Origin of the sequence: Alkalimarinus coralli, assembly GCF_023650515.1 — a bacterium.
Taxonomy (GTDB): Bacteria; Pseudomonadota; Gammaproteobacteria; order Pseudomonadales; family Oleiphilaceae; genus Alkalimarinus; species Alkalimarinus coralli.
This window is the reverse complement of the sequence record NZ_CP096016.1, coordinates 2,582,168-2,606,167: the sequence shown is the minus strand read 5'-3', so window position 1 is coordinate 2,606,167 and position 24,000 is coordinate 2,582,168. Positions and strand designations below refer to the sequence as shown.

Below are 24,000 nucleotides of genomic sequence, written 5' to 3'. Positions count from 1 at the left end.
GGCTCAGCTACATAATATAAGAAAAAACTCAATATATAAGAAAACCTCAATCTGCTACAAAATGTTATATGAACGGGCGATAGCAAGCGCTTGGGTTCGCCTATGGACACCCAGCTTGCTGTAGATATTGCGTATATGGCTCTTGATGGTGGTTGGTGCCACTGAGAGTGTTGCAGCGATAACCTTGTTGGAGTTGCCTTCATCAATTAGTTTTAGCACTTGAATTTCTCTTACGCTTAGAGGGTCAACAAGCGACTTTTGCTCATTCGGAGCCTTGGCCTCTGAACCCTTGGCATGATTGGCGTCATCATCTGCGTAAGCCAAATCATTACTGTTAGCGGGCACACCCGCTTGGTTGATCTGATCCAGGATCATCTGTGCGTATGGGGCGTGAATTCCTAGCTGAATAGATGCTTCAAGTAAGGGGACTACCGGTTCACCTTCGCTGACCAATAATCGCACAAAACCGTGCTCAGACGCTTGTGTTAGCACTTTTTGAAATAGTTCAATGGCACGACCTATATCGCCCTGTGAGCCTAGAGAGTAGGCGTCCAGCAAGTCGCAAATGATCAATCGTTTGACGATGTTATTTTGGGCGGCGTTGCCTCGAATGCTTTCAACCAAATCTTTGCAATCGCGCTCCTGTAAAACCAGTGCTCGGGCCTGCACGATGCGCTCTTCTTCGAATCGAAATTGATTGGTAGCAGGGGGAGAGGCTTCGAATTTGTCAGCCCATTCACAAATAGGGGTTTTCTTGCCATGCACTAGCTGAATTAAGGCTCGAAATATGTCGATAGACGGAATGACAAACTGCCAGACTTTAAAATGACGTGAATAAATGTGCTCTAACTCATCTAATGCTTTGATGGCTGCGTCACTGTCTTTTAGCGCGATATTTAGCTGAAACTCCTGGAACATCCAATATAGCTGGTTGAGTGGTTCCAGGTTGTGCCCCCATTTTTCTTTGGCTTGGTAATGGCAGCGCTTGGCCTCGTCTAATTTATTAACTTCAATGTAAAAGATCACTCTGGCGTAGTCGAGGGTGATGTAATTCGGGAGTGCCTCGGGGTTAAAGGGGGTTAACCATTCGGTCAGCTCATCTACAAGGCTCAAGCCTGCCTTTATTTCACCCAAGTGGTAAAGTGTTGGTGCCAGCCAAGAGAGTGCAGAGAGCAAACAAAACGGATCATTTTTTTGTTTGGATACCTGAACTGAGGTTAATAAGTTCTCTTTTGCCGCCTGTAGTTCATTATTAGCGAACTGCTCTGCGCCCAGTCCAAACAGTGTCCAACCATATACATCAGATGAGGACGACACTTTAAGGTGAAGATCGGAGGTTTGGTGCGGGCCAGAGTCGGGCTTCCCTGTGCATCGGTCAATTTGGCGAATTAGAATCAGGCAAATTGCTGTAAGATCATTCAGGTTTTCTTCTGCTGTAAGGCCTATGTCTGCCAAGCTTTGTTGGGGATAATGCGCCGCTTTCTTTAAGATTTGCTCAGCGCATTCAGCATATTGCCGCGCTTCCAGATATTGTTCGCGACTGTAATAGTCAAGGGCGCGCATAAAGCAGAGCTTTGGCTGCGACTGCACAACATCGTCAGGGAACTTATTAGCGATGCTTGCCGCCATGGTAAACTCACCATTGCGGGTCAGGTCTGGTAGCAGCAATCCTGATAGACGGCTGCCCCATTGCCACTGGTTGATTTTGGTCACCTGATCCAATGCTTCAAAAATAAACCCCTCTTTCTCAAGCCAGCGGGCCGCTTTCTCTCTCAGTACTGGCAGGTCGGTTAGCGCTGATCGTTGCTGCTGGTTTTCCAGCCATTCACGAAACAGATCATGAAATCTAAACCAGCGGCCTTCATTGTCGAGCGATACAATCAACAGGTTTTGATTAAGCAGTGTTGAGATAAGTTCCTGGCTTTTGTTATGCCCCGTTAGCTCTTCTGCCAGTTCACCGCAAAAACGGGGCACGGTGGCCAATTTCAACAAAAATAACTGAATGTATTCGGGTTGTAGTTCAAATATTTCAGACATCAGGTAGGAGGAGAGCAATGTCTCCTTGCCTGAAAAGCTCTTAATGAACTGGTCTTTTTCGAGCTTACGCTGGAGTGACAGGCCAGCAAGTTGAACCGCGGCAATCCAGCCTTCGGTTTTTTGGTGAAGCATCGCTAGAGACGTTTCACTTAAATCAATAGCGAGCCTTGAACTTAAAAAATGCTGGCATTCAGTCATGCTAAAGCGCAAATTCTGACTGTTGATTTCTGTTACTTGATGGCGAACTCTTCGCCGGGGTAGATCCAGTTCCGGTTCGTGTCGCGCTGTAACGATAAATTTTATCCAGTCAGGCGCATAGTTAATAAAATGGTTGAGCTGCGCGTGAATAACCGGGTTGCTGATTACATGATAGTCATCTAACACGAGCGCCAGTTGGTTGGGGGACTTCCATGTTCTTGAGAAGTCAATTAACGCCGTAATTAACGCGTCAATTTTTGTATTGAGGTCAACTGTATCTAAAGGTGTGGTCTTATTTGAGAGATTGCAAAAACGTTCATCTAATTTTGCCACGGCAGCCGTTATATATTGCCAGAAAACGGCTGCATCATTGTCTCGACTATCTAGCGATACCCAGCAGTGATTCAGTTGTTTATTATGCAACCACTGAGTCACCAGTGTTGTTTTTCCATATCCCGCAGGTGCGCAAAGAATAGCCAAGCCAGTCTTAAACAGGTCATCAAGCTGATCGATCAAAGCCTTTCGGTGAATGAGGCCTTCTTTATGTTGTGGCATAAAGAGCTTTGTTTGTAGCAACATTTCTGCTCCATCAAAAAGTATATGGCATTGCCTTTAATCGCGCCTATAGCGGTTTAAATAACCTTATCGCCGCCATCTGGTTCGAGAGATGGGCCAAGACCAATTTCTACAGTAAATTGAGGGTTAGCAAAAGAGGATGGTGTGAACTGGCTCACAACACAGGGTAAGAGTATTACTATGACTTGGCCGAGGTTTTGTTAAGTCTCTGCATTGCTTTGAGTCATATTTCGAGTTATCGCGACCTTGGTCAAATTAGCCCTGCATTGCCAGCACTTGTTACTTTTAGTCGTTGCCGCCAGTTGGCGTGCTAATCCCAGCTGAAGTGTCAATCAAGCTAACCTGCGTATAGGTCTTTCCCCTTATTATCTTCGCGCTTCATATCGACTATATTGGCCTGTTAGTTCGCTCGTGGAGAGTGCAATGCACAAATCACAAAAAATATTTCAACTCGCGCTGCCTCTTATTGTTGCTCAACTTGCTCAAGCTTCCATGGGGTTTATCGATACCGTATTGATGGGAATGCTCGGGGTTGAAACCCTTGCCGGTGGCGGGTTAGGTGCGGTGATTTTTAACCTTACCCTCATCGTCTGCACGGGAGTATTGGTCGCATCTTCCAATATTATTGCCTACGCGATTGGCAAAGATGATCACGATGAAATTCATCAGTCGCTGCTTGCTTCAATGGTTATAACTGTGACCCTTACCCTATTGTTTGGCCTCTGCTTATGGGGTGTCGGTGACCTACTGGCATATATTGGTCAAAGCCAAAGCAGCATAGAGCATACTGAAATATATCTACGGTCTGTGGTCTGGGCGCTGCTTCCTGCGCTGGGTTTTATGGCGTTGCGGAATTTTGCGCTGGGAATGGGGCGTACAGGCTCGATACTGAAAATTACGCTGATAGCCGCGGCACTCAACTTTCCAATTAGTTATGCCTTGATGAAAGGTGTGTGGATTCTGCCTGAGCTTGGATTAAAAGGAATTGGCTATGGAACTGCGTTGGTATCGCTGATTATGTTTTTTGCCTTTGTGTGGGATATCTACCGCTTACCAGAGTTAAAACCTTACCCATTTTGGAAGGGGTGGGATACATTCCAACTCAATTCAATTTTACATACCTTGCGTTTGGGGGTGCCTATTGCGATTGCATATGCCATGGAAGCGGGGCTTTTTGCAGCGGCTGCATTATTAGTGGGTACGATTGGCGAAGTCGAGCTGGCTGCGCACCAAATTGTACTTCAATGCACGACATTATCGTTTATGATCCCGGTGGGTTTATCGCAGGCTGTTTCTGTTCTGGTGGGACGAAGTTATGGGGCCAATAACCTGGTGGATGTAGGTGGTTATACGGGGGCAGGGGTTTTATTGGGGCTTGTCTGTAGCTCAATTGCAGCGCTGGTTTTCTGGTTCTTCCCTGAGGTCATTGTGAGTCTTTTTACCCAGGCCAAAGATACTCAAGATCTCGCCATCGTTCAGGGCGTAGGTATTCAACTGCTATGGGTCGCAGCGTTGTTTCAGTTGGTGGATGGGGCTCAGGTTATTACCATGGGGGCGTTAAGAGGAATGAAACTAGCGTCTTCGCCAACACTAATAACGATTGTGGGTTATTGGGGCGTCGGTTTCCCCAGTGCATACCTGTTAATGAATTACTGGGGTGTTCAAGGGGTATGGGGAGGACTGGGTGTTGGTTTGGCGGTAACGGCTGCGATGCTTATAGCGCTATTTATTGTTCACCTTAGAGGACTGAAAAAGAAGCATCAAGTGCATTTGCCTGCTTCTTCGCCCGAGGCTACAGTGGTCTGAGACTGTGTTTAACTGGGGCCGTGTTCAACTGGAACCGTGTGCAACTGGAACGATAGCATTACTCTGTAACAGCAATGTGGTATTTGGAAACACAAAGATATTTAAAGTTGGTACATATTTACCTTTTTACCGTAGTGACTTTTTATATTAAACGCTACAGTTAAGGGTAGGTAAGATCCTTTATAGAGCAGTGAAGAGAGCTTTAACTCTGTATGCGAAGGTTAAAACATTCCACTGAAAATCATAAGTCGCCTCCCTCGCCGAGGTATCCAGAGGTATACTCGAGAGGGCTTACACTCAACAAAGGAGACGGCTTATGCAACTTTACTGCGGAATCGATCTTCATAGCAACAATAGCGTTGTATCGTTAATTAACGATAACGACACTATTGTTCAAGAAAAGCGTTTAGATAATGATCTCAATGATATATCTAAACTATTAGCCCCCTACCAATCAGACATTTTCGGAATAGTTGTTGAATCGACATACAATTGGTATTGGCTTGTTGATGGTCTAATGGATGAAGGCTATCCAGTTCATCTAGCTAATACGCTTGCCATTCAACAATACAGCGGATTGAAATACACGAATGATTTAACGGATGCGCGTTATTTAGCTCACCTACTAAGATTAGGCATACTTCCTACGGGATATATTTACCCTAAAGCTTTACGTGCTATTCGCGATCTACTAAGGAGAAGGCTCTTGCTGGTTAAGCAACGAACCGCTCATCACCTTAGTTTACAAAGCATGATTAACCGGCACACAGGTGAGAGGCTTAATGCGAATAAGATAAAACATCTTACAGAAGCAGAACTGAAAGCTCACTTTTCAACAAGCGCAGCGCAACTAACTGCGTTGACTGAGTGGCATATGATGAAAAAACTCTCTCAGCAAATTACTACGATAGAAAATTTTGTTCTCAGAGAATGCCAGCAAGGGGAATTGTATTCAATTCTACTTAGTATCCCTGGCGTTGGAAAAATACTGGCGATGACCATTTTGCTTGAGACTGGACCAATTGAGCGTTTTCCTCGTGTTGGAAATTATTCATCTTATGCTCGTTGTGTGCCTTCCGATAAGGTCAGCAATGGTAAATCAAAAGGGAAAGGAAATACGAAGAACGGAAATAGATATTTAGCAATGGCTTTTGTTGAAGCAGCACATTATGCATCTATCTGGAATACTGATATAAAACGAGCCTATCAACGCAGGCTGAAGAAATCACCAACAATGGTTGCCAAGAAAGCGATAGCCAATAAATTAACGAGAGCGTGTTATCACATGCTCAAGGAGAAAACGATGTTTGATATTAAACTCGCATTTGGTTAAACAGCTTTTCAGGCGATGAGATCAAAAGGGGTATGGTTAACCTAGGGCTCTGAATATCCTTCGCCTGAACCTAATTTGGTTTAATGGAGTGCCCTCTGCATAAGCTCTCCGGAGACTGACTTCGAGTCTTTAATTCTGTACCAATTAGCTATGCAGGGGTACTGATTATTTAATGGGGTATGAATATACCAGGGGCAAGCGGCTTTGCGCGTTATGGGGCTCAGCCGTTTAGCCTTGATCCTGATGGGTGACTGAAGCACTTCATTTTGAAGTAGCACAACACAACTAAAATCAGGTGTACTTCATGACAGCCAAAACAGTTTATATTTAGGCATGGGTGCCACGACGCGCTTCGTTCAAACTCGTGCTATTGACAAACTAGCGACTTATGGGTGCCCCTTTTATATTTCAGCACCTAATCAGGAGGTGTTTATGAAGGATAGCAATGCAGAGTTCCAAAGATTGCAGAAGCTATATCTATTAAAAGTTCGACAGCTAGGCAGAGCATTAACGGGTAGCAATCGTTACCGTTGTCAAGTTTTGGAAGCAGAGGCTGAAGCTATTTGTGATGAGCTAAAAGAGCTTTGCCCATCTAAATAACTTGTGTACCTGACGTTTTGCGGACGGCTAAAGGCACTTTTCAATACTGAAAAGGCTTTTGGCCATGAGCCAGCAATGGTTATACGCAATACCATCTTCTAATATATTACCCTCTTCTATCCCATACGTTATTCCGCTTCATTTGCCGTTGATGACTCTGGTCAGAACAGTACCCTCTTTCCGTACTTGTGAATCTCTTTTTACAATTTTGGCCAACTCTGTGCATAGTATAGGTAACTGATCAATTTCACGGTTGTAATAGGGTAAGCGTGTTCCACTATGGTGCATGAAGAGATTCTTTTGGAAATACACCAACAGCGGCTGCCAGAACGTTATTTGTCTTCCGTTGAACGGTATTTGATGCCATTAGCCGATAAAATTGCGGCCTTAAAAGTGCACCGAAGCGGCGCATTATTGGTCGGCATTCAAGGTGCTCAGGGGACTGGAAAATCAACAACGGCCTCGTTTATTTCGTTAATCCTCCATCACACGCACAACATTAATGCTGTTTGCTTATCGTTGGATGACTTCTATCTGACAAAGGCGGAGCGAGAGAAGCTGGGTAGAGAGGTACATCCTCTATTGGAGACGCGTGGTGTGCCCGGCACTCACGATATAGCTCTTGCCTTAAGCACTATTAACCAATTAAAGAAAAGTGACGGGCATCATGAGGTGCTGATTCCCAGGTTCGACAAAGCCCGTGATGATCGGAAACCCATCGAGCAGTGGGATGTTATACAAAATCGTGTGGATGTTATATTGCTTGAAGGCTGGTGTGTTGCTGCCGAACCTGTTGATGAGTCAGCGCTTGTTGACCCCATCAATACGCTAGAAGCAACCTCTGATTCATCGGGTGTATGGCGTAACTGGGTCAATGAGCAGCTACAAAATGAGTATCAGGTACTTTTTGGTCTGATTGATTATCTTGTAGTGCTACAGGCTCCATCATTCGACGTTATTTATGAGTGGCGCTTACTCCAGGAGCAGAAGCTCAAAGATGAGGTTATTCAATATAACGGCGACCTAAGCGCTGTCATGGACGATGATCAAATTGCCCGTTTTATACAGCACTACGAGCGCATAACCCTAAATAACTTAAAAATGCTGCCTGACAAAGCGGATTGCTTGTTGAAATTGGATAGAGATCATCAAATTTATGAAATGCAGGCGTCTCATCGACCCCGTTCTTTTATGATCGTGACTGATTTGGATGGTACTTTATTGGATCATTATGACTATTCGTTTGACGCCGCCATGCCTGCCTTGAAAGTCCTGAAGTCTAGAACTATTCCCCTGATTCTGAATACCAGTAAAACATATGCTGAAGTCGTAGGCATAAAGTCAGAGCTTGGCATCGACACCCCTTGTATTGTCGAAAATGGCTCAGCCATCTATCTACCTGAAGCAATGGGTGAGCGGTTATCAGATGACCTTAAAGGTGAGCTAACATTCGAGGACGATCACTATGTGCATGTTTTTGGCGAACCCCGAGAGGAAATTCTAACGGTTTTGGATTGCCTAAAAGAGCAGTATGGTTATCAGTTTGAAGGATTTTCTGACTATGATGTCAATGCGCTGGTAGCTAAAACAGGGCTGGCGCCTGATCGAGCAGAACAGGCACTCAACCGGCACTTTTCCGAACCTGTTATTTGGTGCGATAGTGATGAGCGCTACCAGGCCTTTTTGCATGATATAGAACGTCATGGGTTGATGCTGCTGCGAGGCGGGCGATTTATCCATGTGTTGGGCAGATGTGATAAAGGGCGCTCGCTGTCTTGGTTAAAGTCGCTTTATCGAGCACAAAGAGGGGAGGGGAAAACCCCCATTGTGGTGGCGCTCGGTGACAGTCAAAATGATAGTGCGATGCTGTCGGTTGCCGATATCGCTGTTGCCGTTAAATCACCTGTTCATGAATTCCCCGATATAAATAATCCGCAGGGCAGGCTTATCTACACCACGAAAACAGGGCCTGGTGGGTGGAACGAAGCGATACTTGAGATCCTTCAGTGATTGCGCTGAAGTTGCCAAATACGACGATTTAAAATGAGATGGAGTAATAAACGATGGGTGACTTTTATCAAAATGGAATTATCACAACACTTCATAACTTGTCCAAGAGGCCTTTAGAAGAGCTGGAGCAGGAGCTGCAAAACTTTTCGAAAACACGCCCTATGTCACTTATTTTGCCGTCGCTTTATTCCGAACTGCAGGGGCCAGCACTGCCAAATATCGTGCGAGAGTTGCGAGGTGCCTCATACCTCAATGAAGTGGTTATAGGTTTAGACCGAGCATCAGAAGATGAGTATCGCAATGCGCTCCAGTTCTTCTCTGAACTGCCACAGCACCACAGGGTTCTATGGAATGATGGCCCTCGACTGCAAGCGATAGACAAGAAACTACAGCAAAAAGGCCTGGCACCCATGGAGCTTGGGAAGGGCCGAAACGTTTGGTATTGCATGGGATACACGCTAGCCTCAGGTCGTGCAGAGTCAATCGCCTTGCATGATTGTGATATTGTGACTTACGAGCGTGGCTTGCTTGCGCGGCTTATCTACCCTGTGGCTAACCCAAATTTCAACTATGAGTTTTGTAAAGGATATTATGCCCGTGTGGCAGACGGTAAAATCAACGGTCGAGTGAGTCGCCTGTTGGTTACACCGTTAATTAGAGCGTTGAAGAAAGTCTACGGCTCTCTGGACTACCTGGAGTATCTTGATAGTTATCGCTACCCGCTGGCGGGGGAGTTCTCATTTCGAGTTGATGTGTTGAACGATATTCGTATACCCAGTGACTGGGGGCTTGAAATTGGCGTGTTGTCAGAGGTTAAACGAAATTACTCCACTAACAGGTTATGCCAAGTGGATATCGCTGATATCTATGACCATAAGCATCAAGAGCTTTCAGAGGGCGATGATAGTGGTGGTCTATCCAAAATGTCGATTGATATCTCAAAAGCGCTTTTTAGAAAACTGGCGACGAATGGTGTTGTATTTAATGCAGAAACCTTTAGAACGATTAAAGCTTCGTATTTTAGGATCGCGCTGGATTTTGTCGAGACCTACCATAACGACGCCATTATCAACGGGCTTAACTTTGATATTCACGCAGAAGAGCAGGCCGTAGAGCTATTTACCAGGAATATAGTGAAGGCAGGAAATCACTTTCTTGAACGGCCAATGGAACGGCCTTTTATACCCAGCTGGAACCGGGTAGTCAGTGCTATCCCTGATATTTTTGAACAGATTAAGACCGCTGTTGAGTTAGACCATGAAGAGTTTTCCCAGGCCTGACTTAAAAAGACTTTCGCGATCACTATCGTTGTGCAAAAGTTTCTTACACTATTCATGGTGATCTGTTTACTGCGTTTAATAAGGTATCGGTTATGATCGACGAGTTAAGGTTTCGGGTGATATCTCATCTTGCTGTTCTTTATCCTGACCAGGCACAGGATCAGCTCAAGGTGCTGGCTGAGACGCTTATTGCAGTCATTGGCATTGACGATGTCGCCAAGCCACCCGAAGCGTATGTAAACCACTGGGATCAACACGATGTGTTTGTGATCACCTATGGCGATAGCATTCTGGATTCGTCATCAAAACCGCTGGAATGCCTGCATCTGTTCTTGAACACATATTTGGCGGGCACCATTAGTGGTGTTCATATATTACCTTTTTTCCCCTTCAGCTCTGATGATGGTTTTTCTGTTATAGACTATCTGGAAGTCAACAAATCACTCGGCACATGGCAGGATATTCATGCGATAGCGTCTGATTTTAAGCTAATGGCTGATCTGGTAATTAACCACTGCTCTGCTGAAAGTGAGTGGTTTAGCAATTTTTTGGCAGGCCGTATACCGGGTCTTAATTACTTTGCTGAGGCTTCGCCACAAGATGACCTCTCTCAAGTGGTCAGGCCCAGAACCTCACCGCTACTCAAAAAGGTGACAACCGACGAAGGCGTTAAGCACGTTTGGTGTACATTCAGCCATGACCAGGTTGACCTGAACTTTGAGAACCCTGATGTGTTGGTGGAGCTGGTCAACATAATTAAGCACTATCTGGATGTTGGCATATCGGTATTCAGGCTAGATGCTGTTGCCTTTATCTGGAAAGTGGTTGGCACCAGTTGCCTGAATCTGCCTGAGACTCACGAGATCGTCCGTTTGTTAAGAACGCTGATAGAGGCACGAAAAAGCGATGCGGTCATCATTACCGAAACCAATATCCCCAATCGTGAAAATTTGTCGTATTTTGGCAATGCCAATGAGGCCCATGTTGTTTACAACTTTTCGCTTCCGCCCTTGCTGATTAATGCCCTGGTTACGGGGAGTTCACACTACTTAAAAAACTGGCTTATGAGTATGCCGCCTGCACAAATGGGGACGACCTACCTGAACTTCATTGCCTCTCATGATGGCATTGGGCTTCGACCTGCCGAAGGGTTGTTAGCCGAAGAGGAGATTAAGTTGCTACTTGATACCATGAAATCCTTTGGTGGCGATATCTCCTGGCGAGCATTGGAGTGCGGCCAAGACAAACCCTATGAGGTCAACATCAGTCTGTTTGACGCGCTAAAAGGCACAGTTGACGGTGAGGATGAGTGGCAGGTTGAGCGGTTTATATGTGCGCATGCCATTATGCTGGCACTGGAGGGGATTCCGGCAATTTATATTCATAGCCTGTTCGGCACGCCAAACGATTATGCCCGAGTCAAAAGAACCGGGCACAAACGTTCAATTAATCGCCATCAATGGAATTACGATGAGCTTACGCTGGCGCTAGGGGCGCCTGAATCTGTTCATCATATCGTATTTAACAGGTTGAAGGCGCTCATTGATATCAGAATCGCTCAGCCCGCATTTCACCCAAATGCCATTCAATATACTTTGCACTTAGGTGATGGCGTATTCGCGTTTTGGCGCCAAAGTTTAAGGCGAGATCAGAGCATTTTTGCGATTCATAACATTACCGGTCAGACACAGGATATTCCGCTGACAAGTATTAACCTTGTGGGTACAGATGAATGGATTGATCTTATCTCGGGAACGGGTTACCAAGACTTGCGAGGAACGCTGGTACTGACACCTTATCAATCAGTGTGGTTAACCAACAAAACGACGCACTAAACCAGATGGCACGATATGCCGGTTTATCGCGTTATTTTGGGCGTTACTCTTTGGGCGGCTGCCGCTTGCTTCTTTTTCTGTCGTTGATGTTGTCAATTGTCGTTAAGCGTTTGTTTTTCACTAACGGAGAGCTCTTGGTGGCCGTCTTGCTAGACGGTGTCTTTCGCGTAGAAAGCAAGGCATCGGTAATCGCGCCAACCTGCTTATTCACCACCTTGACTGATTTATAGACATCACTGCTGGTTTGGTCGTGAAGGTCTCTGAGTTTCTGATTGCGGGCTTTTATTTTGTTGGTCGATGATAAGTTATTGATGACATTGAAGGCTGCATCAGAAAGGGTCTGATGGATGGTTTCTACCGCAACGGTGCTGTCATTAACGGTTTTTTCTACTAGTGCCTGTTTATTTTTCAGTGAAGTCTTACGTGATTGTTGTTTGCGGACAAAGTCCAGTAGGCCAAGCGTTTTTTGATGGCTGTTCTTAATGCCGCTTTTTAGCTGCTTAATTTTGATCATGAGCAGCCAGTTGACTGCTAGAGGGACAACTCCCAATATGAGGATTAGAGGGCTGATAGCTTCGGTGTTCATTGTGAATATCTCTTCCGTAAGTAATGGTTTAGCGTTTCTCAATGCTGACGGATGCGTTTACGCTTTTTTCTTTAAGGCCGCTTTCAACTTCGCTGGCAACCTGCTCATAAACCTTTCTAACGATTAACTCAGGTGCCAGTTGGCTTAAATATTTGGTTAATGGCTGTTCTCGTTTAGCCAGCTCAAGTGGGTCATTTATCTCAATGGTAACTCGCATACTGGATGGAGCGGGAGGGTTCTCTGCCTCAGAGAATGCTAGAAGTTGCTCTAGTTGTAGACGGGCTTCTTCGGATTGCATAAGGACTTTTTTGCTATGGTTTATCTGTCTTAACAGATAGCAAGGGAAGAGCGTCAGAGCGATAAGGCCGATAATTAGAAATAGTGACATCATAAATTTGGTACAGATCTATTAAAAACAAAATAACTGCCATTGAACCGTGAAGAGGTTATCTTTGGCAAGCGAAACTTTAGTGAAGTTAGCTCACGATCACATAGTTGAAGTCTCGGTTACCCCGTTGTTTATGGCCTGTGTTAGAGAGCTCCTGCCAGTAACCCAAAATGGTCTAAGCTTCAATCAGAGGCTAAGCTTGATCAATACTCGGTACGTCACGTTCTAATTGGTATTCGAGAAACTTCAAGTCTCACTGATAAGTGGTTGGTGCAGCAGGGGGTTGAAATACCTTCCTGTCTGGCACAGCTCAAAAAGTTTTATAAAACGGGCCTGTTTGACTAGCGGTTAATCATCTTCAAAAATATGAACCTGCCATAACCATCATAGCTCTAGTGGCTAGAGATATGGGGGAAAGTAAAAAGCTGGTTGCGAAGAGTTGTTTATAAGAGGTCTTTATAAAGAGGTAACATGGGATTTATAAGTGTAGATGAAGCCATCCGTGTTTTGCGTAAAGGCAGAAAAGATGATCAGTGGTTCGAAGCCGCCTCATTTCTTATTGATCGAGCCTCTCCTGAAGTAACGTTAATGCTCGAAGTGGGACGAGAACTGGAGAGAAAAGAGAGGGCCGACAATGGAAAGCAGTTAAGCCGTCACCCTTATAAAGTCTGGGGGTTGGTCTTTCTGGGAGCTTTGGCACTGGCAGGCAGTGCCGGTTATATTGGCTGGCTGATAACTCGCAGCATCGGCGTGACTTGTTAAAGAGGGCTACTCGTCCCCTTTATCGATAAATTTGGCCAGTTGAGCTTTAAGGCTTTTAGGTATTTCCGTAATGGTTAGCGTATCGTTGGACGGGTTGTAGTGCACAGATGACTGAATCAGGTCAGATGAAAATGAGAGACTCATACCATTGCCTTTGCCGGTAAACCTAACTAAATGTTTTAGCTTGCGGTTATCGGGTCTGAACTCGGTTTCGCTATTGAGCGCTTTCTCTTCTCTGGCGAAGCTGGCAAAGCGCTGGGGCTCATTCTCATCAAGGTAGTTCGAAAGCTGCTCTATTTGAACTGGCTCCCCCATCTGCTGTTGCTCAACGCAGAAATCATAGGCTTTCTTACGGTACTGAGTGGCGTCTTTGCTTTCGACTTTGTTGGTGTATTTCTCTAGTGTCTCAAGCAGTGTTTCGGTCTCTTTTTCAGTATCAATACTGTTTTGATATCCGAGGGTTTTCGCGAACACATCACCACTTTTTGCAGCGCTTCGGCTTACTGCGAGGACAAAATAGTCGTCAGTAGGGGAGTCACCTTGCCAATCAGACAGCTCAATTCTGGCCGCCATATCTAACTTGGAGGTGTTAAGGTAATCCACTGTTTCAAGTTCAAGCGAACCACTTAGCTCCATGCCAGAGGCTGTTTCAAGAAATAGCAGATAGAACACATCGCCATCGGCCCGACTATCCAGTACAAACATGAGATAACCGTCTAGGGTGATGGGTTGTTCGTCAAGATGTTGTTTGAAGGTCTCAGTGGCTTTTTGCGAGAAACTCAAAAAGCTCATTTTGCCGTCCAGCGTTTCAGTTAACCAGCTAGAGAAAGGCGACTCGCCAACGTCATCGCTGAATCGGCCGTACTTTTTGCCCGGTTTGCCGTTAAATAGCTTTTTTTCTTGTGAGAGCAGAGATTCGTAGTCTGCTGTGACCGTTAGAAGCTCGTCCCGAAGTTTTAACTCCGCAGGCTGATCATCTTGCCAGCGGGTAATACGATGAATAACGAGAGACTTGATGGCCATAATAGTGATACCCAAATGCTGTGAAGAGGGGCAATATTGTAACCCAGAGCGTTGTGTTTTGGGGAGATAAAATGGTGAGTAAAAACTAAATAGAACTATAGGGTGAGCTTGCGCACCTAATGGACTCAATAAGACGTCTATTCAGGTTGCTGGTGCGCGAACGCACCCTACAATATCGTTAGCGTAACTTTTGAACGAGCGTATTAATATCGTTTTTCAGGTCACTATCGCTTTCGGCAGATAACACGACATCTGCTTCTTCAGGTGCAGAGCTAACCACTGTAACAGCAATTAGGCCAGCCTGAGTGAGTGCTTGAGCTATCTTGTTTCGCTCGCTGTCATCCGCTGTGTTGATTTCAGACAACACAACGGCAGATTTGCCTAGATCAAACAGCTTACGCTCAACAGCAAGGGCGAGTTGCTCTGCTGCTGCGCCGGTGCAGGCAATCTGCATTGGCTGTTGGTTGAAGCGGATTGCTCGCTCGTCTGCGGTTACCGGAGCCCACTCATCAAGGTCGCCTTCGTCACATGCATTTTCGATCATCCCCGCGCCAATGGTGACATTGGTTAGTCGGTCAATAATAATGAATGCGCCCGTTGTGCGGTTAGACTTGTATGGGTCAAATGCAATGGGTTGATTCAGGTGGAACCGGCATAGTGCAATGCTGTTTAAATCAAGCTGCTCACCTTGGTCTTTTTCAAACGTGTTAACGTTGATCAAGTGATGTATTTTTTGTACCGAACCTGACACGGCACTTGTCGCCAGCTTAATGTCATATAGCTTGCCGGGTTTTAGTGCGTCTTCGGCCATCCATACAACATGTGCATCAAATGATGCACCGACTTCTGGCAGATCGTCAGTTTTAACAATCATGTTGCCGCGACTGATATCGATCTCATCTTTTAATGTTAAGGTGACTGCCTGATCTGCGAATGCTTCGTCAAGGTTACCGTCAAATGTCACGATCTCTTTAACGGTGCTTACCTGGCGGGAAGGAAGCGCCATGATTTCATCGCCCGGGTGAATCTTGCCCGATGCTACGGTGCCGCAGAAACCTCTAAAGTCGAGGTTAGGGCGGTTTACGTATTGAACCGGGAAGCGGAAGTTTTCAAGATTGCGGTCAGCTGAAATCTCAACACTCTCCAGCAGCTCCATTAATGTCTGGCCTTCAAACCATGGCATGTTTTCGCTACGATCAACAACATTATCGCCTTTTAACGCAGAGATCGGCGCAAAGTAGATATTGTCGATGTCGAGTTGAGAAGACAGCTCAAGATACTGCTCTTTGATTTCGTTATACCGTTGCTCACTGAAGTCTACGATATCCATCTTGTTGATGGCGACAACGATGTGCTTAATACCCAATAGCGAAGCAATAAACGAGTGGCGGCGAGTCTGGGTCAGAACGCCGTGTCTCGCGTCAATTAGAATGATGGCCATGTTTGCGGTAGATGCACCGGTTGCCATATTGCGGGTATATTGCTCGTGCCCCGGAGTATCAGCAATAATAAATTTACGCTTGGTTGTTGAGAAAAAGCGATAGGCCACATCGATTGTGATGCCTTGTTCGCGCTCTGCCTGCAACCCGTCAACCAATAACGCCAGGTCAACTTCTTCACCTGTTGTTCCAGACTTTACGCTATCTGCTTTAATGGACTCTAACTGATCTTCATAGATCATTTTTGAGTCATGCAACAAGCGACCAATTAAGGTGCTTTTCCCATCATCCACGCTGCCACAGGTTAGCAGTCTTAATAGTTCTTTATGTTCGTGTTGCTTAAGATATTCGTTAATATCCTGGCTAATTAGATCCGACTGATTTGACATGTCTGTATCTCTTAAATTCTCAATCTCAGAAGTATTTGTTTTAAACAAGCCTTGTTAGTGCGCTCATGCTGGCAAGCAGAAGCGGAAACAAATGTCGGGCAGGTTTAAAAATATCCTTCACGCTTTTTCTGTTCCATTGAACCGGCTTGGTCACTATCGATTAAACGGCCCTGCCTTTCCGAGGTCGTTGCCAGAAGCATCTCCTGGATAATTTCTGGAAGCGTTGTAGCTTCAGATTCAACGGCACCCGTTAGCGGATAACAGCCAAGCGTTCTGAAGCGCACAGACTTCATCTCGGGTGTTTCGCCAGGCTCAAGAGGCATACGCTCATCATCAACCATAACCAGGATGCCGTCTCTTTCAACAACAGGGCGCTTCTTAGACAGGTATAAAGGGACGATATCAATATTCTCGAGGTGTATGTATTGCCAGATATCGAGTTCAGTCCAGTTTGACAAAGGGAACACGCGAATGCTCTCGCCCTTGTCTTTCTTGCCGTTATAAAGGCTCCAAAGTTCTGGGCGCTGGTTTTTTGGATCCCAGCTATGGTTTTTGTCACGGAATGAATAAACACGCTCTTTCGCACGAGACTTCTCTTCGTCGCGTCGTGCGCCACCAAACGCTGCATCAAACTGGTACTTATTGAGTGCCTGTTTCAAGCTTTGGGTTTTCATGACATCAGTATGCTTTGCGCTGCCATGAGTGAACGGGCCAATGCCCTGTTCAACACCTTCCTGGTTAATATGGACTAACAGATCAAGACCGTACTTCTTAGCTTGTTCATCTCTGAACGCGATCATCTCTTTAAATTTCCAGGTGGTATCCACATGCATCAATGGGAAAGGGGGTTTACCTGGATAAAACGCTTTCCTTGCTAAGTGAAGCATTACGGTAGAGTCTTTGCCGATAGAGTAAAGCATTACAGGGCGTTCAAACTCTGCTGCGACTTCCCGGATAATTTGGATACTCTCCGCTTCAAGCTGCTTCAGATGAGTCAGATTGTAATCGGTCATGTTTTAAAACCTGCTTTTGATAGACGATGGATTGCCACGAGCGTGACAAATCCCGCATGTTGTAACCTGTCAATTTTACGTTTATCCATTGATTCTACTTAAGTTTTATTGAATCAAACTTAATGGTTAAACGTGTCGATATTCTGAATTCCGGAATTATATCAAATAATAGGTGATTATAAGAAGTTGACCTTCTAGATATAAAAGGAATATCGATATAGCTTCAGGATTCTTGCTAAAGGCTATTACCGTATTAGCTATAAGAGAGATTGTAGCAGTGAATATGACAAGTAGCAGTGAATATGAGGCGTTGCCTGCTCTGTATTAGTTCGTTGTTTTTGTTGTCGGACTAACCAGCCTGTTGTTGGGCATCAATATACTGATCGATGTAGTTGTAACCATTGTTCTCAACAGAGTCAAACTCAAGCCCTATTTGAAACGAATCCCGTGATAAGCGGCGGGTGTAGATAACATTGCAACGTGTTTTGACAATAACTCTCTGTGTAGCAACAACAGGAACCGTAAACTCAACATCAAGTTGAACCGGTTGTCTGGGGATGATCGGGGTCGTGTTTGGTAGAAATTCGTTAAGTGTTTTACCGTCACAAGCCAGCATCATGCCTGCGCGCGAGAGGTTCGCTATATCGGCAGTGACTGTCTGGCCTTCATTTTTTTGAACTGTCGCTTCCAGCTGCGCTCTGATTCGAGTGTAGTGTCTCAGGTTTTTTTTCGTATGACTGGTATTCATAAAACGTTGCTGCCACAGTAACAAATTGATGCGTTTCCAGGGGTTAACTTAACAGAGCGACCTCCAATATCTTGTGGTTAATGGCGCGTTACAAATTTGCTTTAACCGACTTTCTGCTTAAATTTACCTAGTTGTATGAATTTTAAGCGTTTATGCCAAATATGGCAATTAAATGACTGTTCTAGTTTGAAACAGAATGTATCGATGTGAACTGGTCGCACGAACGCTGCCCAAGAGGTCGTGGCATTTTTAATATTCGGGATCGATATATCCAGCGCTGGAGCCTGAGCGGTGATCTACTGAGGTGCATGTAGAGCGTGTTTCGCACTGGGTATCAAGCGCGACCAGGCTGCTGGGAGGGAAGTATTTAGCCGGCAAGGATTTGATTACAAAGTTGATCGATTTTTAACCTGTATTGTTAGGGATGTTCAGGTATAATTCGCGAAATTTCGCCTCGACAGACTATTTAGTATTCTGGATATAGCCGCAAACAGCGGTTTCCCGATGCCACTTAAGTACCCTGTATCACTAACTATGATTGAGACCTATGACCGTTAAGAGCTTTGACCCCAACCAGCAGAAAGACACGACTATCGAGAACCAACCGATTACAGAGAATGATGCGGTTGATATCACTACTGTTGAGAGGGATGACAGCGGGTCAAGGATTGGATTTGTATCGCTTGGCTGCCCTAAAAATCTTGTAGATTCTGAGCGCATTTTGACCCAGCTCCGAATTGAGGGCTACGAAGTAACCCCGAGTTATGACGATGCAGATATGGTTATCGTCAACACCTGTGGTTTTATAGACAGTGCTGTTCAGGAGTCGCTTGATGCGATTGGGGAAGCATTGGCGGAAAACGGTAAAGTGCTGGTCACAGGCTGTCTGGGCGCTAAAGAAGATGATATTACCGAGGTTCACCCTGGCGTGTTAGGCGTTACCGGCCCTCATGCCTATGAGAACGTGCTGGATCAGGTTCATCAGCATGTGCCAAGACCTGAACATAACCCCTTTGAGCATCTCATTCCGGCTCAGGGGGTAAAGCTGACACCTCGCCACTATGCCTATTTGAAAATATCTGAAGGCTGTAACCAGAAATGTACTTTCTGCATTATCCCTTCAATGAGAGGTCGTCTGGATAGCCGCCCGGTTGGAGAAGTGCTGGATGAGGCCCAGCGCTTAGTTAGCAATGGCGTAAAAGAGTTGTTGGTTGTGTCGCAAGATACGGGGGCGTACGGGGTAGATACTAAATATCGCATGGGCTTTTGGCAGGGGCGGCCGGTTAAAACCCGTTTTCTTGATCTTTGCCAGTCATTGGGAGAGCTAGGTGCATGGGTTCGCCTGCATTACTTGTACCCTTATCCTCATATTGATGATGCCATACCACTGATGGCAGAAGGGAAAATTCTCCCTTATCTTGATATCCCACTCCAACATGCCAGCCCTCGTATATTAAAGATGATGAAGCGGCCTGGTGCGATTGATAACACACTGGCGCGGATTAAAAAGTGGCGTGAAATCTGTCCAGACTTAACTATTCGCAGTACTTTTATTGTAGGTTTTCCAGGAGAAACCGAAGAAGACTTCCAACTGTTGCTGGACTTTATTAAAGAAGCACAGCTAGACCGCGTGGGTTGCTTTAAATACTCACCTGTAGAAGGGGCGGTCGCAAATGACCTGGCAGAGCCGGTACCTGAAGAGGTTAAAGACGCGCGTCTGGAGCAATTTATGGCGCTTCAAGCGCAAATCAGTGCAGATCGTTTACAGTTGAAAGTCGGCAAGCAGATGCAGGTAATAGTCGATGAAGTGACAGAAGAGGGCTCCGTTGCTCGAACCATGGGTGATGCGCCTGATGTCGATGGTCTGGTGTTTATCGACAATGTGACCAATGTCGAGCCCGGCGATATTCTTGAGGTGGTTATTGAAGAAGCGGATGAGCACGATATGTGGGCTCATTTAGCTGACTCTTGATAGTAGGTTTGATTTGCTTGGTTTAATAAGTCATCCTCGCGAATGCGGGGATCCACTGTTTTGTGCGACAGTTGACTATGGATTTCCGCCCACCCCAGGGTGCTCTCTCTTGCTTCGCAATTCACCTTGTGCGGGGGAATGACAGTGTCGGATTGCAGGAATAACAATGGTTAAAGGTATAGGCACAGATCTGGTCAAAGTGGCTCGAATAGAAGAGGCACTTGCGAAGCATAGCGAGCGTTTTGCTTCCCGGATTCTGACACCTGATGAAAAGTTGTTATTCGACGCAGCACCTGATAGTGCTCGTTATCTGGCCAAAAGGTTCGCGTTAAAAGAAGCCATTGTTAAGGCGCTAGGTACGGGAATTGCCAAAGGTGTTGGCTGGCAAAATATCTCTATTGCAAACAACGAAGCCGGACAACCGTACGCAGAGTTAAATGGTCGTGCCGAGGCGGTAATGGTGTCCAAGGGAGCGTCCTGTTTGAATATCAGTCTGTCCGACGAGCAAGATTATGTGCTGGCATTTGCCGTATTGTCTTAATTACAAACATAACTGTCCAATCAAACTAAGTTGCTTGTAACTGGTATATTGCTCCACTGCTTATTTACATTTATTTTATCGGGCGCGGGGCACCCTCCTACTTCTTTGTCGCCATACATGTTGCCAAGGTCTTTGTACGAGATGTATGGACTCCTCCCCGTAAGGGGCATTTACAGCAATATAGGGTGCGCTTGCGCACCATGGTATATCTGGGATATTTCGTATTCGCGGGGGCAACCGGTGCGCAAGCGCACCCTATAATTTAATTCTACATGTGTCAGTCAAGAGGTGCTGCTTGCTGGTTATTGGGTGGCGCTGTCTACACTATAGTCTCTCAGCGCGCTTTGCCAGTTGTTATATTCAGCCCATCGTTGTACTTGCTCTATCGCTTCGATGAGGTCTTCGTAGCGAGCTTCAAGGTCTCCATTCTTTCGTTTTAGCGTTGTTTCCATTTTTTCTGCGGCAGCTTGCAGCTCTGGAACGCCGCAGTAACGAGTAGCGCCATGGAGTTTATGCACTCGCTCCAATAATGCCTCATGATCACCATCTTCGTAGAGTGTCTGTATGGCTTCAATGTCGGAGACTAAATGTTCAAGCAGCATGCTGAAAAGCTCTTCGGCCAAGTCGTTTTTACCGGCAGCGAGTTTTATGCAAAGGGCAATGTCAACGCAAGAGGCTTGTCGCGCCCGAGTTGATGGTCTGATAGGTTGCGGGACAGGTTCAAAGACGTCGGACGCACTTTGATTTGAGGCCTTGTAGCCCGTGCGGTGATAAATAACATCTTGTAGCTGTTGTTCGCTAATTGGCTTGGTCAGGTAGTCATCAAAGCCTTTATTCAACAGCGTTTTCTTTTCTTCTGCCAGTGCGTGGGCAGTAAGGGCAATAATGGGGATACGCTGTCCGCTCTTTTCATGGCCCCGAATTTTCTCCGTGGTCTCAATACCGTCCATTCCCGGCATTTGGACGTCCATAAATATCAGGTCAAACTTTTGTAGCTTCCACTTAGTCAGTGCTTCAAAACCACTGGCCGCTGTAACGACATTAATGCCAAGTTCCTTGATCAATACTTCAACCAGTTTCAGGTTTGCGTCGTTATCGTCTACTGCCAAAATTGTCGGTACTGGCGTATTTGCACTGGGTTGCTGGTCTGGACTTGGCAGCTGCAATGCTGAATTGCCTGAGGTTGCAGTTGCGTCTATAAACGGCGCATCATCGTATGGCCCGTTAAGCAGTGGCTCAGCAACATCACCGTTAATCAGCTTGTTAAGTATGCCGTATAGTCGTTGGTAGATTATGGGCTTGGTCAGGTGTGCGCTGACCATATCCAGAATAGGGTGTTGATGATGATCCAGAGTGGGGGTCAGTAGCAGTGTCCGACAGCCCCGGTTGTACTCAAGCTCGCTTAATAGCTGTTTATACTGATTTGAAGCCATCAAATGCCGGTTAATGCCCACAATTGCAGCGGCGAACCCCTTGCGCTGCTCCTGGGCTTCTATCACGCCTTTAATAAGCGCCACTGGCGAGTCAACCTGTTTAACGTGAACGCCCAGATTACTCAGCATATGCTGAACGGCCAGCCCTGTGGTTGCCTGGCTTTCCATGTAGATAATTCGTTCACCGGATAGAGATTCAAGCTTCGGATCAGGACTGGCATTGGCTGCGATTTCGGTTGTTAGGGTAAACCAGAAAATAGATCCTTTGCCTAGCTCACTATCTAGTCCAATCTCACCACCCATCTCCTCAATCAGGCGCTTGGAAATAACCAGGCCCAAACCTGTTCCGCCATATTGACGCGCTGTCGAAGCGTCAGCTTGAGCAAACGCATTGAACAGAGACTGTTGCTGAACGCGGGAGAGGCCGACCCCGGTATCGGAAACGCTTATTTTAACGGTAATGCTACTGTCTTTCTGCTCCTCAAGCATCGCGCGTAAGACCACTTCACCGCTTTGGGTAAACTTGATGGCGTTGTTGACCAGATTTGTGATGATCTGTTTGATTCTAAGCGGGTCACCCAAAATATTATTTGGCACATCACTGTAGATTAGCGGTACCAGATCAAGTCCTTTGCTATGGGCTGTAGGTGCCAGCATGGTCATTACATCTTCGATAATTTCTCTCAGTTTTAGCGGTGTACGGTCAAGAACCAGCTTGCCTGCTTCAATTTTCGAGAAATCTAAAATGTCGTTGATAATGGTGAGCAGAATTTCAGATGACTTTTTTATGGTGGTCAGGTGATCTTTCTGGTGTTGTGACAGGTGACCTTTCATTAGCAGGTTGGTAAACCCGAGAATGCCATTAAGTGGCGTACGTATCTCATGGCTCATGTTGGCTAAAATTTTGATTTAATGCGGCTCGCTTCCAGTGCTTCTTTTCGAGCAATATCGAGTTCGATATTCTGAATTTCAATAGTTTCGAGTGTTTCCCGCAGGTCTTCAGTTGCCTGGTCAATATTGTGCTGCATTTCGTTGTGGGCTTTGCTCAATGTTTCCGCCATTGAGTTAATACCTGCTTCCAACAGTTGCAGCTCTTGCCCCCCGCCGCTATATACGCGGGTGTCGAGCTTGCCTTCCTTTATATCGGTAACCGCACGGGTCACTTCTTCTATTGGTCGAATAACGCCGCGGGTCATTCTCAGTGCAATGAACCAGTTGATCAGTATGCCAAGTACAATAATCAGCCCACTGGTCATTAACGTCTGGTACTTGGCGACGGTTGAATTGGCATGGGATAGCTCAAGCGCCACCCAGCCGACAATGCTTTGGCTTTCGCCATTGACAGGTGGAGGCGTATCAACATCCAACAGTTCGTCGACAATAGGCGTTTGCAGTTTAATTGGGGTAATAAATAGGGTTGAGCTTTCGGTTTCTTCAATCACGACCCGGTCAGAGGGGAGTTTGGCCGGATTAATAGTCGATAGCATCTTAGGACCAGAGTGAACCAGGCTTCGATTAAAGCTATCCATAATTTTTATAGCGCGGACATCTTTTTCTTCAAGCGTTGCATTAGTCAGGCTTAAAAGCAGAGGGCGATTGCTGGTAAAAACGCCATATTCACTCGCCGTTGCAAGCTGTCGGCCTAATGACAGCCCTCGCTCATGTAGCAGGTTATGTATGCTGCTGATCTGAGTGTGGGTAAACACAACGCCCAGTAAAAGTGCGATGGTGATGGCAGGGAAAAGTGCCAATACCATGACCCGTGTTTTAACTCCCCATTTTCTCATTGGAAGCCCTGCAATGCTGAGTGTAAAATGACTTATTTCTAAACGTTATATAAATATCAAAATCAATGCTATATGTTTAGCTACACGTTTAAAGTGAGAGCACGTATATTAGTGCGTTAGCCAACGCTGGGAAAGTACTCGTCAAAGTACATGTAGGCCAATGCCAGTATCGAACTTATAGACGTTCGGGCAGTCTACCATAAGCGTCATCATTATTTTTATATCAGTTAGCATTTCTTAGAGA

Annotated in this window: 18 protein-coding genes; 9 read left to right on the top strand and 9 right to left on the bottom strand. The window is 45.8% G+C overall.

Annotated elements, in window-relative coordinates:
- Positions 1-54 precede the first annotated feature (54 nt).
- A complete protein-coding gene (locus MY523_RS11515; RefSeq protein ID WP_250654849.1) occupies positions 55-2,814 on the bottom strand; it encodes a winged helix-turn-helix domain-containing protein in 2,760 nt (919 codons plus the stop codon).
- A 420-nt stretch (positions 2,815-3,234) separates the two neighbouring features.
- Here MY523_RS11515 and MY523_RS11510 point away from each other — a divergent pair, with 420 nt between their 5' ends.
- The 6 genes from MY523_RS11510 to MY523_RS11485 all read left to right on the top strand — a co-directional run bounded on the left by MY523_RS11510 (position 3,235) and on the right by MY523_RS11485 (position 11,675).
- Complete coding sequence (locus MY523_RS11510) at positions 3,235-4,617, top strand: MATE family efflux transporter (protein WP_250654848.1); 1,383 nt, start codon at positions 3,235-3,237, stop codon at positions 4,615-4,617.
- Positions 4,618-4,933: 316 nt separating this feature from the next.
- Positions 4,934-5,950: an IS110 family RNA-guided transposase gene (locus MY523_RS11505; protein ID WP_250654847.1), complete on the top strand. Its 1,017-nt coding sequence runs from the start codon at positions 4,934-4,936 to the stop codon at positions 5,948-5,950.
- Between the two features lie 432 nt (positions 5,951-6,382).
- Positions 6,383-6,550 carry a hypothetical protein gene (locus MY523_RS11500; RefSeq protein WP_250654846.1) on the top strand — a complete coding sequence of 56 codons (168 nt, stop codon included), beginning with the start codon at positions 6,383-6,385 and terminating at the stop codon, positions 6,548-6,550.
- Positions 6,551-6,850: 300 nt separating this feature from the next.
- Positions 6,851-8,560 carry an HAD-IIB family hydrolase gene (locus tag MY523_RS11495; protein WP_250654845.1) on the top strand — a complete coding sequence of 570 codons (1,710 nt, stop codon included), beginning with the start codon at positions 6,851-6,853 and terminating at the stop codon, positions 8,558-8,560.
- A 53-nt stretch (positions 8,561-8,613) separates the two neighbouring features.
- Positions 8,614-9,840, top strand: a complete 1,227-nt coding sequence (locus MY523_RS11490) for a glycosyltransferase family protein (RefSeq protein ID WP_250654844.1) — start codon at positions 8,614-8,616, stop codon at positions 9,838-9,840.
- 92 nt (positions 9,841-9,932) lie between these two features.
- Entirely contained in the window at positions 9,933-11,675 is a 1,743-nt protein-coding gene (locus tag MY523_RS11485; RefSeq protein WP_250654843.1) for a sugar phosphorylase, read from the top strand.
- A 43-nt stretch (positions 11,676-11,718) separates the two neighbouring features.
- On the opposite strand, the gene MY523_RS11480 is transcribed toward MY523_RS11485, so the two are convergent.
- The gene (locus MY523_RS11480; RefSeq protein WP_250654842.1) at positions 11,719-12,261 is read right to left on the bottom strand and encodes a hypothetical protein; all 543 of its coding nucleotides are present in this window, start codon (positions 12,259-12,261) and stop codon (positions 11,719-11,721) included.
- 28 nt (positions 12,262-12,289) lie between these two features.
- Positions 12,290-12,652, bottom strand: a complete 363-nt coding sequence (locus tag MY523_RS11475) for a hypothetical protein (protein ID WP_250654841.1) — start codon at positions 12,650-12,652, stop codon at positions 12,290-12,292.
- A 468-nt stretch (positions 12,653-13,120) separates the two neighbouring features.
- Here MY523_RS11475 and MY523_RS11470 point away from each other — a divergent pair, with 468 nt between their 5' ends.
- Positions 13,121-13,411, top strand: a complete 291-nt coding sequence (locus MY523_RS11470) for a hypothetical protein (RefSeq protein ID WP_250654840.1) — start codon at positions 13,121-13,123, stop codon at positions 13,409-13,411.
- 6 nt (positions 13,412-13,417) lie between these two features.
- On the opposite strand, the gene MY523_RS11465 is transcribed toward MY523_RS11470, so the two are convergent.
- From MY523_RS11465 to MY523_RS11450, 4 genes are all read right to left on the bottom strand, one after another.
- On the bottom strand, positions 13,418-14,434 hold the full coding sequence (locus MY523_RS11465) for a nucleoid-associated protein (protein WP_250654839.1): 1,017 nt from the start codon (positions 14,432-14,434) through the stop codon (positions 13,418-13,420).
- A 178-nt stretch (positions 14,435-14,612) separates the two neighbouring features.
- The gene (gene cysN, locus MY523_RS11460; RefSeq protein WP_250654838.1) at positions 14,613-16,262 is read right to left on the bottom strand and encodes a sulfate adenylyltransferase subunit CysN; all 1,650 of its coding nucleotides are present in this window, start codon (positions 16,260-16,262) and stop codon (positions 14,613-14,615) included.
- 104 nt (positions 16,263-16,366) lie between these two features.
- Positions 16,367-17,275, bottom strand: coding sequence for a sulfate adenylyltransferase subunit CysD (cysD, locus tag MY523_RS11455; RefSeq protein ID WP_250654837.1), 909 nt, complete (start codon positions 17,273-17,275; stop codon positions 16,367-16,369).
- 349 nt (positions 17,276-17,624) lie between these two features.
- Positions 17,625-18,023 carry a PilZ domain-containing protein gene (locus tag MY523_RS11450; RefSeq protein ID WP_250654836.1) on the bottom strand — a complete coding sequence of 133 codons (399 nt, stop codon included), beginning with the start codon at positions 18,021-18,023 and terminating at the stop codon, positions 17,625-17,627.
- A gap of 547 nt (positions 18,024-18,570) precedes the next feature.
- On the opposite strand from MY523_RS11450, the gene rimO reads away from it, so the two are divergent.
- A complete protein-coding gene (rimO, locus tag MY523_RS11445; RefSeq protein WP_250654835.1) occupies positions 18,571-19,995 on the top strand; it encodes a 30S ribosomal protein S12 methylthiotransferase RimO in 1,425 nt (474 codons plus the stop codon).
- A gap of 166 nt (positions 19,996-20,161) precedes the next feature.
- Positions 20,162-20,536: a holo-ACP synthase gene (gene acpS, locus MY523_RS11440; RefSeq protein ID WP_250654834.1), complete on the top strand. Its 375-nt coding sequence runs from the start codon at positions 20,162-20,164 to the stop codon at positions 20,534-20,536.
- A gap of 302 nt (positions 20,537-20,838) precedes the next feature.
- On the opposite strand, the gene MY523_RS11435 is transcribed toward acpS, so the two are convergent.
- Both MY523_RS11435 and MY523_RS11430 read right to left on the bottom strand, forming a co-directional pair.
- Positions 20,839-22,860 (bottom strand): response regulator, encoded by a 2,022-nt coding sequence (locus MY523_RS11435; protein WP_250654833.1) that lies wholly within the window; start codon positions 22,858-22,860, stop codon positions 20,839-20,841.
- 5 nt (positions 22,861-22,865) lie between these two features.
- Positions 22,866-23,756 carry a HAMP domain-containing protein gene (locus MY523_RS11430; RefSeq protein ID WP_250654832.1) on the bottom strand — a complete coding sequence of 297 codons (891 nt, stop codon included), beginning with the start codon at positions 23,754-23,756 and terminating at the stop codon, positions 22,866-22,868.
- Positions 23,757-24,000 lie beyond the last annotated feature (244 nt).